We start from the raw sequence: 12,729 nt of genomic DNA on the forward strand, positions 1-12,729 counted from the left end.
CGGCGGATCAGAGTCCCTGCGGCAGGGTGACCACGAACTGCGCGCCGCCCAGTTCCTCCGAACGTCCCACCTGCAGCTCGCCGCGGTAGTCGCGGATCAGGTCCTGCACGATCGACAGGCCGATGCCATGGCCATGCACGCGCTCGTCGCCGCGCACGCCACGCTGGAGGACGACCGGGATGTTCTCCTCGGTGATGCCGGGGCCGTCATCCTCCACCGACAGGTAAAGGCCGGCGCGCCGCTGCGGTGCCGCGGGCAGCGGGCGCACGGTCAGCAACACGCGCGAACGCGCCCACTTGAACGCGTTCTCCAGCAGGTTGCCCATCAGTTCCTGCAAATCGCCGGTCTCGCCGTAGAACCTCGCCTGCGGATCGATTTCGAATTCGCACAGCACGCGCTTGCCGGCATAGACCTTCTCCAGGCCGCTGACGATCTCTTCCGCATGCGGTTCGATCGGCACCGGCGCGGAGAACAGTTTGTGGCCGCTGGAGGCCGCGCGCGCCAGCTGGTAGGACACCAGTCCATTCATGCGCTTGAGCTGGTTGTCCAGTTCCTCCCGCAGCGAAGCCTCGCCGCTGCCGCTGTCGAGCTGGGTGCGCAGCACCGCCAGCGGCGTCTTCAGGCTGTGCGCGAGATCGGCCAGGGTATTGCGCTGGCGCTCCAGGTTCTCGCGTTCGCTCTCGATGAAGGCGTTGATGCTGTCGGTGAGCGGTTCCAGTTCGCGCGGATGGCGTTCGCTCATGCGGTCGATCTGTCCACCCTGCACGCGGGTCAACTCGGTGATCACGCGCCGCAGCGGACGCAGGCTCCAGCGCAGCACCGCCATCTGCAGCAGCAGCAGGATGAAGCCGGCGCTGCCCAGGTACACCCACAGCGCGCCGCGGAACACGCGCATCTGCGCGTTGAGCGCCTGCGCGTCCTCGAGGATGTAGATGCTGTAGGGAAACTCCGCATCCGGGCCGCGCTCGGCCCAGACGAAGCCCACGCCATAGCGGTAGACCTGGCTCTCGCTGCCGTCGGCGCGACGGAACGTGACCGGACCGTCGAAGGCTTCCTCCAGCGGGCCGAGCATCGGCGACGCCGGCAGCACCGGCCCGAGGGTGGAGTTGGAGCCCCAGCGGTCATTGGGCAGGATCACTTCCGCATACAGGCCGCTGTCGGGCATCTCGAAACGCGGATCGGGCGTGTCGAACGGCGGGATCAGCGCACCGCCGCGGGTAAAGTCGATTTCGTCGGTGTACTTGAGCGCATAGGCTTTCAGGCGCTGGCGCAGGTTGTCCTCGGCGGTGGCAATGAACGCGCGATCCAGCGCGTAGCCCGCCAAAGCGAGAAAGGCCACCAGTCCGAGACTGGCGGCCAGCAGTTGGCGGGCACGCAGTGATCGCGGGCGCCAGCCGTCGAACGGCGCGCGCCGCGGCCTGGCCGAGGGTTCGGCGCCCGCCGGGGACGCCATCAAGCCTCGTTGGTGCGCGGGATGGCGAAGCGGTAGCCGCGTCCGCGCACGGTCTCGATCGGCTTCAGTTCGCCTTCCGGATCCAGCTTCTTGCGCAGGCGGCCGATAAAGACTTCCAGCACGTTGGAGTCACGATCGAAATCCTGCTGGTAGATGTGCTCGGTCAGGTCGGCCTTGGAGACCAGTTCGCCGGCATGCATCATCAGGTACTCCAGCACCTTGTACTCGTAGCTGGTCAGGTCGACGTTGCTGCCATTGACGCTGACCGTCTGCGCGGCCAGATCCAGCGCGACCGGACCGCACTCCAGGGTCGGCTTGCTCCAGCCGGCGGCACGGCGCAGCAACGCGTTGACGCGCGCCAGCAGTTCCTCGACATGGAACGGCTTGACCAGGTAGTCGTCGGCGCCCTGCTTCAGGCCCTCGACCTTGTCCTGCCAGCTGGAACGCGCGGTCAGGATCAGGATGGGGAATTTCTTGCCCTCGTCGCGCAGGGCCTTGATCAATTCCATGCCCGACATCTTGGGCAGGCCGAGGTCGATGATGCCCACGTCGAACGGGACTTCGCGGCCCATGTACAGGCCTTCTTCGCCGTCCTGGGCGGCGTCGACGGCAAAGCCTTCGCGCTTCAGACGGGCGGCCAGGGTTTCGCGCAGGGGGGCTTCGTCTTCGACCAGCAAGATACGCATGGACTCTCCTTGGAATGCGGGCGGCACCTGGGCCGCCACGAGCTTACGAGTGATTCTACGTAAGACTACGGTTGAGGTGGGTTATCACTACGTGCAGACGCGGGCGCCTGTTCGCCTTCTCCCCCACGCGACGGCGTGCGGCGGCGACTGCCGCCGGCATCGTCCATGTAACGCACGCGGCCACGCTCATCGATCACTTTCATGCGATTGATGTCCCGGCCATCGAACGGCACGCGTTCGGCGCTCAGCACGCGGATGCCGGGCTCGCGCTGGGCGCGGCGCACGGAATCGGACAGCGAATTGTGGTTGTTGTCGCGGGCATCGTTGGAACGGGGAAATCCCTGTTCGCGCTGCCCCGAACGCTCGCCACGATCGTCATGTCCCCGCCCCTGTCCCTGGCCTTGTGCCTGCGCCCGGGCGTCGGCCACGACCACCATGCCGGCCAGCGCCAGCAGTGCCACGAACGCGATGGAAGAAAGTGTGCGATGCATAACGGAATCGTAACGGATCTCGGCTTCCCAAACTGAACGGAACCCGAAACCACTTCTAGACCAATGGACGCAAAGTCTTGGCTCCGGGCAGTGAATCCGGTCTGAACTTATCCACAAGCCTGGCGCCACCGTTCAGCTTACGGAACGGTCAGAAAATCTCGCCGACACAACATCTTAGCGAGCCCCCGCCGGCCTCGACGGCGGCCAGCGGGACGTCGCGCACGACGAACCCGGCCTGCGCTTCCAGGCGTCGGCGGGTATCGGCGGAAAGCGCCCGGGCCGCCCGTTCGCTCATCCAGACGCTGTCCGGGCGCAGCGCGATTGCGTTGGCGGCGAACGCGGCCTGTTCATCCGGCGACAGGGCGATGGCCAGTGGCCCGTAGAGTTCGCCCAGGGCAGCCGGCACGCGCGGGTCGGCAAAGCCCGGCGCAGCGAACAGGACGGCACGCCCGGCCAGTAAGGCCAGCACGACATTGGTGTGGTATTCGCCCGGGGCCAGGTCGAACATCAGGGTCGCGCGCAGGCCGAACGCTTCGTGCATCAGCGCCGCGCCGGCTTCGTCGCAGCGGTCGGAAAGGCCGCAGAAACCCAGCCCGCGTGCGCGATCGATGACCAGCGCCCCGGTCAGCTCGCAGGGATGGGGCTGGATGGACAGGTCGATTTCCCGGTAACCGAGGGTGTCGCGAAAGAAGTCGCGGATATCGCCTCGCTCCGCCTCGCGCCGCCTGACCTCGTGGCGCATGCGGCCGACGATCAGGCGCCCGGGCGCGGTCGCGAACACGTTGTTGGGGAACACCGCGTCCGGCGTCCGCGGATTGCCCGGAAAGGCGATCACCGGCAACTCGGCGGACAGCGCGCGATGCAGCGCGCGGTGTTCGTCCAGCGCGGCCGACGCATTGAAGCCGCCGGCATCGGCCATGTAGCGGTTGTCGCGCGCCGACTCGTCGGCACGGACGAAACCCTCCGGACTGACCAGGAAGGCGGCGCGCGCGGTGGCGGGCCCGAAGTCGGCGGCGCTGGCGCGGGCCAGACGCAGGAACTCCGGAATATCGCGGGTGAGCATCGCGGGTCGCCCTCAGGCGGCCGGCTGCAGGCGCGATTCCGTCGCCGCGAGCGCGCGCTCCAGCAGCGACCAGTCGGCCCCCGGCCGATGCGCACCCTCGCTCAGGATCTGGCGGAACAAGCGCCCGCCGGGCTGGCCATGGAACAGGCCCAGGACATGGCGGGTCACGTGCTTGAGCGCGACGCCCGCCGCCAGCCGGCTTTCCACGTAAGGACGCAGTGCGCGCAGCAGCTCGGCGCGGCTGCGCAATGGCGCCCCCCACAGCGAGCCTTCCAGTTCATGCAACAGATACGGCTCGTGATACGCGGCGCGGCCCAGCATTACCCCGTCGCTGTGCCGCAGGTGCGTTTGCACGTCGACGACGGTGCCGATGCCGCCATTGACCGCCACGGTCAGATCGGGGCGCTCGCGCTTGAGCTGGTAGGCCCAGTCGTAGCGCAGCGGCGGGATCTCGCGGTTCTCCTTCGGCGACAGGCCCTGCAGCCAGGCCTTGCGCGCATGCACGAAGAACGTCGTGCAGCCCGCGTCCGCGACGGTATCGACGAACGCCCGGAAGCGATCGTAGTCCTCCAGTTCATCCACGCCCAACCGGCACTTCACCGTCACCGGAATCGCGACCGCGGCGATCATCGCCGCCACGCTGTCGGCCACCAGCGCCGGTTCCTTCATCAGGCAGGCGCCGAAGCGGCCGGCCTGCACGCGATCGGAAGGACAGCCGACGTTGAGGTTGACCTCGTCGTAGCCCCATTCCTCGCCGATGCGCGCGGCCCGTGCCAGCAGGTCGGGCTCACTGCCGCCCAGTTGCAGCGCGACCGGATGTTCCACCGCATCGAATCCGAGCAGGCGATCGCGATCGCCGTGGATTACCGCCTGCGCATGCACCATCTCGGTGTACAGCCGCGCATGCGGCGACAGCAGCCGATGGAACACGCGGCAATGCGAATCGGTCCAGTCCATCATCGGGGCGACGGACAGGGTCACGCCTTCCCTGATATCGGGACTACGGGGCTTTGCCCCTGTCGGGACGGCGGTTTCCAACGGCATGCTCGGCTTGTTTCCAGTGGGGTCTGCGGACATCCAGGCCGCCTGATGGACGGTCCGGGACGCGGGTCCGCGGCCGCCAGGCGCCTGCCGGGCCATTATCGCCCATGTCGTGGCGGCGGCCCGAACTCCTCCCACGTCCCTGTCCAGCGCCGTCCGCGCCGGTTCAGACCGCAGTGCCGCCGATTTCCCGCGAGGGCGTGCGGCCTACCCGGCGACCGCCGGCCCATCGGTGTTGATCGACTCGGCGGTGACCACCCAACGCGCGCCGTTCCATCGCCAGGTGACCAGGTGCTTGCCCTTGACCCGCATCGTCCGTCCCCCGGACAGGACGGTCGCCTCGAACTCGCCCAGTTCGTAGGCCATGTCGCCGGATGCCGCAATGGTGATCTCCGTGGGCCGGAACCTGGCCGAGTATCCCGGCGTATCCAGGCGTTCCCGGAACCACGCGCGGATCGCCGCCTTGCCGCGAATCAGTGGACTGCCATGGGTCAGGAACGCCGCGTTTTCGTCGTAGTTCTCCATCACCCGGTCCAGGCGGCCGGCGTAGAGATCCTCGGACCATCGGGCGTCGGTCGCGCGGATCGCCGCCTCGGCCTCGCGGGCCATTGGCCCGTCCGCCGCGGGGGCGGGGAGACTGGCAATGGACAGGCACAGGAGCGAAGCGAAGAGCAGCGCGGATTTCATGCGCATCATCCGGCCTGGCCTTCGGCCTTGCGGCCGAAATAGGAGATCTTGTTGGCGATCTTCCACTCGTCGCCGACCTTCAGCAGCAGGAAATAGTCGGTGATCACGACCGCGCCATGGTCCAGGGTGATGCGGGCGGTACCGGCGCTCCCCGAGGCATCCATGAAATCGATGGTGCGCACGCGCGATGCCTCGTCTGCCGCGGCCTTGCCCTTGAAGAACGCGCAGAACTCGTCCAGCGTCAGCGAGGTGACCTTGCCGTCGCGCACGCTCTCGATCCGCGCGCTCGGCAGGAACGCCTGGCGCATGTGGGACGCCTCACCGGTGGCCTGGCCGCGGAAGTAGTGATTGATCGCCTGGCGCATGCCCGCCTGCGCGGCGGGATCCTGTTGCGCCGCCGAATGGGCAGCGGGTGCATCGGCCGGCAGCGCGTGCGCGCCCGCGGTCAAGGCAAAGAGGGCACCCGCGAGCAGGCTTCGAAACCGCGGCTGGTTCATTGCACGTCTCCTTGGGAATGTCCGTGCAGACTGACGGGCGGGGCGTCCGCGGACAATGGCGCCCACCGCGGATTCCGCACGCTTCGGCGCAATGCCTCCGAGCACGCGCCTCGGGCACGTGTTACTTGAACAGGGCGAGCCGGTCGCGGTAGCTGCGCGAGAGCTTGAGTTCCTGCCCGCAGTCCAGGGTCAGGAAATACTCGCCGTTGAGGTGCGGACGCAGCGAGCTGACCCGTCCGGCGTTGACCAGGGTCGAGCGATGGATGCGTGGAAACCGGGTCGGATCCAGCCGTTTCTCCAGTTGTCCGAGCGTTGCACGCAGCACGTGGGTGTCGCGATCCGTATGGATGCACAGGTAATCGCCCGCCGCATCGACCCAGCGGATGCTGGTCCTCGGCAGCCGCAAGGTGCGCGCGCCATCGCGGATCGCCAGCGGCGTGTCCGCATCGCGGAACGCCTGCGCGCCGCCGGCATCCAGCGCCTCGTCCAGGGTCAACGCGGGCCGGCCGCTGAGCGCGCCGAGCAGACCCAGCAGCCGCGCGCGATGATCGCTGGCATCACGCCGATCCAGCACCTCGCGCACGCGGAACAGGGCCTGGTGCAGGCGGCTGTCGTCCACCGGCTTGAGCAGGTAGTCCACCGCGCTGGCCTCGAAGGCATTGAGCGCGTAGTGGTCATAAGCCGTGACGAACACCACCAGCGGCATCTGCTGCGCCGGGATCGCGCGCAGGGCCGCGAAGCCGTCCAGGCCGGGCATCTGCACGTCGAGGAACAGCAGATCCGGCGCGTGCTCCGACACCGCGCGCACCGCCGCGGCGCCATCGCCGACCTGGCCGACGATCTGGATGTCGCGTTCGCCGGCCAGGCGCAGTTCCAGTCCGCGCCGCGCCAGCGGCTCGTCGTCGGCGATCAGGGTCCGGATCATCCGTTCACTCGCAGCTCGTGGCATGGTCACTCCCGTGGCGCGCCGCCGGTTTCGAACGGCAGGGTCATCGTCACCATGAACCCACCCTCCTCGCGATTGCGGACATCGAAACTCTGTTGCGCGCCGTACAGCACGCGAAGCCGATCGCGGGTATTGGCCAGGCCCACCCGGTTGCCGCGCGGCGCGTTGTCCGGGGGCACGCCCCCGTGATCGAGCGCCGGCCATCCCGGACCGTCGTCGACCACCGACAATCTCAGGCGCTCCCCCTCGCGCGAGGCGTGCAGGCCGATCGTGCCGCCTTCCACCCGCTTGGCCACCGCGTACTTGATCGCGTTCTCCACCAGCGGTTGCAGCAGCAGGCTTGGCAGCAATGCCGACCAGCAGGCCGGTTCTATCTCGATCTCCAACCGCAGGCGCTCGGCGAAGCGGGTCTTCTCGATATCCAGGTACAGGCCGATCGCGTCCAGTTCCTGCTTCAGGGTCACCCGCTGCATGGGATCGTTGTCGAGCGAGTGGCGCAGGAATGCGCTCAACCCCTGCACCATCCGGTTGGCGGTGGCGTTGTCGCGGTCCAGCACCAGGGTGGAGATGGCGTTGAGGGTGTTGAACAGGAAGTGCGGGTTCAGCTGGTAACGCAGCATCTTCAGCTGCGCCTGGTGCGCCGTCGCCGTCGCCGCCAGCGCCGCTTCGGTCTGCATGCGCAGTTTCCGCCACGTGGTCATGACCAGATAGAGGCTGGTCCAGCCCACCAGCACGTAGAGCTGGCTGATCACGTAGGTGACGTAGCCGAACCGGGTGAAGGGCAGGCAGTGACCGCACCACCCCAGATCCGTGACGAGTTTGAAGGCCATCGCCATCGCCGCCGCGATCAACAACACCGGCACGATCATCAGCAGCGCCAACCGCGCCGGCGGCCGGTCGGCGCATGCGCGCAGCAGGTAGCGCAGGCCCAGCGTGCCCAGGAATCCGGTCGTCGCCACCGCCAGCAGCACGGTCCAGTATTCGGCCGGTTTGCCGTTGGCGAGCGCGGAAAAGTAGTTGACCAGGAAAACGCCGCCCCAGCCACCCGCATGCAGCCACCAGAACAGGGCATTTCCCGACCATGCCGGCGACGGATCGAGCGGCGGAGCGGGAGGGCGGGAAGAAGCGGGATCCGGCGTCATGGCATACATGGTGCAACCCGATGGACAGGATAGGTCGCCCGGCGCGGCTCGGTTCGGCGCGCGTCGGGAACGTTCCGGCGCAAACGCGCGGTCGCGCATCCCGGCAACGGCTAGCCTGTTCGACGACACGGGAAACCCTCCTTCAAGGCCCACGCGCGATCGGCATGGGCGGCGGGGCACGATAACAAAGGAATCGTCGATGCTGTTCGAACTGGTACTGGCCGCGGGCATGGCGACAGCCCCCGCGGAAGCAATCGAAACAATCCCGGTCGCCACTGGCCTCCGGCGTCCCTGGTCGATGGCATTCCTGCCCGATGGGGACTTTCTGGTAAGCGAAAAGGAAGGCGGGTTGGTCCGCATCGGACCGGACGGCGCGAAGCATCCGGTCGCCGGCATGCCCGACGATCTGGTCGACGCCTTCGAGGGTCGCGGCGACAACAGCGGACTGTTCGACGTGGTGCTGCACCCGGATTTCGCCAGCAATCGCCGCCTGTACTTCACCTACGCGTCACAGGACGCGGACGGCCTCACCACCCGCCTGGCCACCGCGCGCCTGATCGATGATCGCCTGGCCGAGCTGCGTCCGCTGTTCGCCGCCACCCCGCGTTCGGCCGAGCGCTTCCACTACGGCGGCGGCTTGCTGATCGATCGCCAGCGCCATCTGTACCTGACCGTCGGCGAGCGTCATTTCCGCGAAGGCGACAATCCGCCGTTGCCGGTGGCGCAGGATCCCACGGACAGGCGCGGCAAGATCTATCGGTTCACCCTGGACGGCGAGCCCGTGCCTGGCAATCCGGATTTTGGCGCGAATGCGGTGCCCGGTCTCTATGCGCTCGGCATCCGCGCCGCGCAGGGACTGGGGCAGGCGGCGGACGGACGCATCTGGATGTCCGAACATGGCACCCATCGCGGCGACGAGGTCAACGTGCTGCGTCCGCGCGCCAACTACGGCTGGCCGGTGCACACCTCGGGCCGCTATCGCACCACCGGCTACCGGCCGCAGACGCTGCCCGGGGCGATCTACACCGCGCCGGCATGGACCTGGACCGATCGCACCGTCGCGCCCACCGGCCTGGTCATCTACAGCGGCTCGCAGTTTCCGGAATGGCGCGGCGACATGATCCTCGCCGGACTGTCCACCGGCAGCCTGCTGCGGCTGGACCTGGAGGGCGATCGCGTGCTCGGCGAGGAAGTGCTGCTCAGCGGAACCCGACTGCGCAACGTGAAACAGGCGCCGGACGGCACGCTGTATCTGTTGACGGATGAGCCGGAGGGACGGTTGCTGCGGCTGGAGCGTCGTCCCTGACGCCTGCGTCCCGGTTGCCTTCGCGCGGTGGCCGCGTCAGTGGCCACCGTCGATGAAACGCAGGCCCACGCCCGGCTCGGTGGCGATGTAGCGCGGCGCGGAAGCGTCGTCGCCGATCTTCTGGCGCAGCTTGCCGACCAGGATGCGCAGGTAGTGGGTGTCCTGCTGGTGGGTGGGGCCCCACAGTTCGCGCAGCAATTGCGGCTGGGTGACCACCCGGCCGGCATGGCGCAACAGCAGGGACAGCAGGGCGAATTCCTTGCGGCTCAACGCCAGCGGCTCGCCGTCCAGGGACACCTCGCGCCGGGCCAGATCAACATGCAGGCGGCCATCATCGAACACCACCGGCGCCTCCACCGTCGCGCCCGCGTGGGCACGCAGCAGGCCGCGGATGCGCGCCATCAGTTCCTGCACGCCGAACGGCTTGGTCACGTAGTCGTTGGCGCCCGCGTCGAGCGCGGCCACCTTCTCCTGCTCACCCGCGCGCACGGTCAGCATGATCACCGGCACCTGCGAGAATCCGCGGATTTCGCGCAACACCTCGTGGCCGTCGCGATCCGGCAGGCCGATGTCCAGGATCACCAGATCCGCGCCGGGCGAAGCGAGCGCGGCCAGGCCGGAAGCGCCGTCCTCGGCCAGCAGTACCCGATACCCCTGCGCACGCAGGCTGATGTCGAGGAACTTGCGGATCTGCGGCTCGTCGTCGACCACCAGGATGCGGACCGGGGGCGCGGACGAAACCGGGACGGTGTCGGCGGGATTCAAGGCGGGACCGGCGGAACTCAGGGATGCAGGAGGGGAAGCGTAATCCTGATCGTGGTGCCGCGGCCATCCGGCCCGGGCAGCGCCTCCACGCTGCCGCCGTGGGCGCCGATCATGCCCTGGCAGATGGTCAGGCCCAGGCCGGTGCCCTGGCGGCCGCGATCGCCGCGCTCCACGCTGTAGAACATGTCGAAGATGCGGCTGCGCTCCTGTTCCGGGATGCCCGGCCCGCGATCGCGCACGTCGATGCGCAACTGTTCGTCGACCAGGCGCGCCTCGACCTCGACCGGCTCGCCGCGCGGGGAGAACTTGGCGGCGTTCTCCAGCACATTGAACACCGCCTGCTCGACCAGCGCCGGATGCACCCAGATCGGCGGCAGGTCGGTGGCGATCCGGGTCTGCAGCCGCACTTCCGGCTGGTAGCGCTGCAGCCGCCCGACCGCCGAGCCGATCAGTTCGTCGACGTTGATCCAGTCGCGGTTGAGGGTCAGCCCGGTATGGCCCAGCCGGGTCATGTCGAGCAGGTTCTGGATGTAGCGATCCAGCCGCTCGCCCTCGCGCTGGATGGTGTCCAGCAGCGCCTTGCGATCCTCGGCGTCCATCGCGTCGGCGTAATTCGCCAGGCTGCTGGCCGAACCGATCATCGAGGCCAGCGGCGAGCGCAGATCGTGCGAGACCGAGGACAGCAGGGCCGAGCGCAAGCGCTCGGTCTCGCCGGTGATGCGCGCGCCCTCCAGATCCGCGACCAGCCGCGTGCGCAGCGCGGCCTGGGCGATGTCGTCGGCCATCGCCTCCGCCATCCGCCGCTGCTCGAAACCCAGCCGGGGCAGTTCGCGCGGGAAACGCACGCCGGCCACCCCCATCACCCCGCGCGCGTCGCGCAGCGGCAGGAACCACCATGCGGATCCGGCCAGGGTATCGGTGAAGCGACCGGTGGCCTGCGCATGCTGCTGGGCCCAGTCGGCGGCGGCCAGATCCTTGCCTTCCAGCACCACCCCGTTCGATGCCGCCACCTGTCCATCCCAGCGCAGCCAGATTTCGGCGTCCATCGCCGTACCCAGCGCGTCGCGGCCGGCGGCCAGCACCTGGCCCAGATCCGCCGCACTGGTGAGCTGCCGTCCGAGCATCTGCAGGGCGGTGGCATGGGCATTGGCCGCGCGCAGCGCCAGCACCTGCATGCGCAGGCGCGAGGCCAGCCGGCCGGCGACCAGCGCCGCCAGCAGGAATAGGAACACCGTGGTCACGCCCTGCGAGGCGCCGATGTTGAAGGTGAAGCGCGGGTCGATGAAGAAGAAGTTGTAGGCCAGGAAGCTCAGCAGCGCCGCGACCACCGCCGCCGCCATCCGGGTGCGGGTGGCCACCAGCACCACCGCGACGATGAACACCATCGACAGATCGTCGATGCCGGTCCAGCGTTCGACCAGCCAGGACACGCCGACCGCCAGCACCGCCGCGATTACCGCGAACAGCAGATCGTTGCGCAACACCGGCATGTCGGCGCGGTTCCAGCGGCGACGCGAGCGTGCCCGCGCTTCCGGCGTGTTGATGATGACCAGTTCGTAGTGCGCGGCCCGTTGCAGCAATTGCTGGGTCAGGGTGCGGTTGAACATCCGCGCCACCGGCCGCTCGCGGGTGCGTCCCAGCACCAGCGTGGAGGCGCCGATCTGGGCGGCGTGATCCAGCAGTGCGTCGGCGATGCTGTTGCCGTGCACCACATCGGTCTGCGCGCCGAGTCGGCGCGCCAGCGCGAACGCGCGATCCAGTTCCAGCTGGGTGGCCTCGCCGGCCTCGCGCGCCTGCACGGTCACCACCGTCCACGGCGCGTCGCGGCGTTCGGCCAGGCGCCGGGCGACCCGCACCAGGTACTCCGACTGGCCCATGCCGTCGATCGCCACCAGCACCCGGCGGCGCAGCGCCATGCCGGGCAGGCCGCGCGCGGTCCGGGTATCGCGCAGATCGTTGTCGACCCGGTCGGCGACCGTCTGCATCGCCAGTTCGCGCAGCGCGATCAGGTTGGATGGCGAGAAGAACGCCTGCAACGCCTGCGCGGCCTGGTCCGGCAGGTAGACCTTGCCCTGGTGCAGGCGTTCGATCAGCTCGCGCGGCGGCAGGTCGACCAGCACGATGTCGCGCAGGCGATCGAACACCGCGTCCGGCACGGTCTCGCTGACCCGCACGCCGGTGATGCGGTGGACCACGTCATTGAGGCTTTCCAGGTGCTGGATGTTGATCGTCGTGTAGACGTCGATGCCCGCTTCCAGCAGTTCCATCACGTCCTGCCAGCGGCGCTCGTGGCGGCTGCCGGGCGCGTTGCGGTGCGCCAGCTCGTCGACCAGCGCGACCTTGGGCCGGCGCGCCAGCAGCGCGTCGAGATCCATCTCGTCCAGCCAGCGCCCCTGGTAGCTGACCCGCCTGCGCGGCACCACCTCCAGGCCCTCGGTGAGCGCGGCGGTCTCGCTGCGGCCGTGGGTCTCGACGATGCCGATCACGACGTCGGTGCCCTGCTTGCGCATTTCCCGCGCGCGCGAAAGCATCGTGTAGGTCTTGCCGACGCCGGGCGCGGCGCCCAGGAAGATGGTCAGGCGGCCGCCCGCCTCGCGGTGCAGGCCGTCGATCAGGGCATCGGCTTGGCGGCTGCGGGCGTCGGTCATGCGG

Annotated in this window: 12 protein-coding genes; 1 reads left to right on the forward strand and 11 read right to left on the reverse strand. The window is 68.7% G+C overall.

From position 1 onward, the window contains the following. Nucleotides 1-7 precede the first annotated feature (7 nt). From IQ458_RS13300 to IQ458_RS13340, 9 genes are all read right to left on the reverse strand, one after another. Nucleotides 8-1,453 (reverse strand): ATP-binding protein, encoded by a 1,446-nt coding sequence (locus IQ458_RS13300; RefSeq protein WP_192197999.1) that lies wholly within the window; start codon nt 1,451-1,453, stop codon nt 8-10. Further along, nucleotides 1,453-2,139 (reverse strand): response regulator transcription factor, encoded by a 687-nt coding sequence (locus tag IQ458_RS13305; RefSeq protein WP_141455518.1) that lies wholly within the window; start codon nt 2,137-2,139, stop codon nt 1,453-1,455. The genes IQ458_RS13300 and IQ458_RS13305 overlap by 1 nt, the downstream gene beginning before the upstream one ends. Before the next feature lie 65 nt (nt 2,140-2,204). Beyond that, nucleotides 2,205-2,630 (reverse strand): hypothetical protein, encoded by a 426-nt coding sequence (locus tag IQ458_RS13310; RefSeq protein WP_183641430.1) that lies wholly within the window; start codon nt 2,628-2,630, stop codon nt 2,205-2,207. A 148-nt stretch (nt 2,631-2,778) separates the two neighbouring features. After that, on the reverse strand, nt 2,779-3,693 hold the full coding sequence (locus IQ458_RS13315) for an arginine deiminase-related protein (protein ID WP_203323132.1): 915 nt from the start codon (nt 3,691-3,693) through the stop codon (nt 2,779-2,781). Between the two features lie 12 nt (nt 3,694-3,705). Continuing rightward, the gene (gene dusA, locus IQ458_RS13320; protein WP_203323133.1) at nt 3,706-4,737 is read right to left on the reverse strand and encodes a tRNA dihydrouridine(20/20a) synthase DusA; all 1,032 of its coding nucleotides are present in this window, start codon (nt 4,735-4,737) and stop codon (nt 3,706-3,708) included. A gap of 204 nt (nt 4,738-4,941) precedes the next feature. Continuing rightward, complete coding sequence (locus tag IQ458_RS13325; RefSeq protein ID WP_203323134.1) at nt 4,942-5,421, reverse strand: YybH family protein; 480 nt, start codon at nt 5,419-5,421, stop codon at nt 4,942-4,944. 5 nt (nt 5,422-5,426) lie between these two features. Next, nucleotides 5,427-5,918, reverse strand: coding sequence for a nuclear transport factor 2 family protein (locus IQ458_RS13330; RefSeq protein ID WP_203323135.1), 492 nt, complete (start codon nt 5,916-5,918; stop codon nt 5,427-5,429). Nucleotides 5,919-6,039: 121 nt separating this feature from the next. Beyond that, the gene (locus tag IQ458_RS13335) at nt 6,040-6,843 is read right to left on the reverse strand and encodes a LytR/AlgR family response regulator transcription factor (RefSeq protein WP_203323136.1); all 804 of its coding nucleotides are present in this window, start codon (nt 6,841-6,843) and stop codon (nt 6,040-6,042) included. Between the two features lie 26 nt (nt 6,844-6,869). Beyond that, on the reverse strand, nt 6,870-8,006 hold the full coding sequence (locus IQ458_RS13340) for a sensor histidine kinase (protein ID WP_203323137.1): 1,137 nt from the start codon (nt 8,004-8,006) through the stop codon (nt 6,870-6,872). A gap of 199 nt (nt 8,007-8,205) precedes the next feature. Between IQ458_RS13340 and IQ458_RS13345 the strand changes: the two genes are divergently transcribed. Then, the gene (locus IQ458_RS13345) at nt 8,206-9,312 is read left to right on the forward strand and encodes a PQQ-dependent sugar dehydrogenase (protein ID WP_203323138.1); all 1,107 of its coding nucleotides are present in this window, start codon (nt 8,206-8,208) and stop codon (nt 9,310-9,312) included. A 36-nt stretch (nt 9,313-9,348) separates the two neighbouring features. Here the strand turns inward: IQ458_RS13345 and IQ458_RS13350 are convergent, their stop codons facing one another. Together IQ458_RS13350 and IQ458_RS13355 are read right to left on the reverse strand one after the other, a co-directional pair. Next, nucleotides 9,349-10,077, reverse strand: coding sequence for a response regulator (locus IQ458_RS13350; RefSeq protein WP_183639262.1), 729 nt, complete (start codon nt 10,075-10,077; stop codon nt 9,349-9,351). Nucleotides 10,078-10,094: 17 nt separating this feature from the next. Continuing rightward, nucleotides 10,095-12,725, reverse strand: coding sequence for a sensor histidine kinase (locus IQ458_RS13355; RefSeq protein ID WP_203323139.1), 2,631 nt, complete (start codon nt 12,723-12,725; stop codon nt 10,095-10,097). Nucleotides 12,726-12,729 lie beyond the last annotated feature (4 nt).

The organism is Pseudoxanthomonas beigongshangi, assembly GCF_016820515.1.
GTDB lineage: Bacteria > Pseudomonadota > Gammaproteobacteria > Xanthomonadales > Xanthomonadaceae > Pseudoxanthomonas_A > Pseudoxanthomonas_A beigongshangi.

Excerpts from the sequence above, each read along its gene's own strand:
- IQ458_RS13330 (WP_203323135.1), bottom strand. The coding sequence starts at position 5,918 with ATGAACCAGCCGCGGTTTCGAAGCCTGCTCGCGGGTGCCCTCTTTGCC.
- IQ458_RS13310 (WP_183641430.1), bottom strand. The coding sequence starts at position 2,630 with ATGCATCGCACACTTTCTTCCATCGCGTTCGTGGCACTGCTGGCGCTG.
- dusA (WP_203323133.1), bottom strand. The coding sequence starts at position 4,737 with ATGCCGTTGGAAACCGCCGTCCCGACAGGGGCAAAGCCCCGTAGTCCC.
- IQ458_RS13300 (WP_192197999.1), bottom strand. The coding sequence starts at position 1,453 with ATGGCGTCCCCGGCGGGCGCCGAACCCTCGGCCAGGCCGCGGCGCGCG.
- IQ458_RS13305 (WP_141455518.1), bottom strand. The coding sequence starts at position 2,139 with ATGCGTATCTTGCTGGTCGAAGACGAAGCCCCCCTGCGCGAAACCCTG.
- IQ458_RS13315 (WP_203323132.1), bottom strand. The coding sequence starts at position 3,693 with ATGCTCACCCGCGATATTCCGGAGTTCCTGCGTCTGGCCCGCGCCAGC.
- IQ458_RS13355 (WP_203323139.1), bottom strand. The coding sequence starts at position 12,725 with ATGACCGACGCCCGCAGCCGCCAAGCCGATGCCCTGATCGACGGCCTG.
- IQ458_RS13345 (WP_203323138.1), top strand. The coding sequence starts at position 8,206 with ATGCTGTTCGAACTGGTACTGGCCGCGGGCATGGCGACAGCCCCCGCG.
- IQ458_RS13325 (WP_203323134.1), bottom strand. The coding sequence starts at position 5,421 with ATGAAATCCGCGCTGCTCTTCGCTTCGCTCCTGTGCCTGTCCATTGCC.
- IQ458_RS13340 (WP_203323137.1), bottom strand. The coding sequence starts at position 8,006 with ATGACGCCGGATCCCGCTTCTTCCCGCCCTCCCGCTCCGCCGCTCGAT.
- IQ458_RS13335 (WP_203323136.1), bottom strand. The coding sequence starts at position 6,843 with ATGATCCGGACCCTGATCGCCGACGACGAGCCGCTGGCGCGGCGCGGA.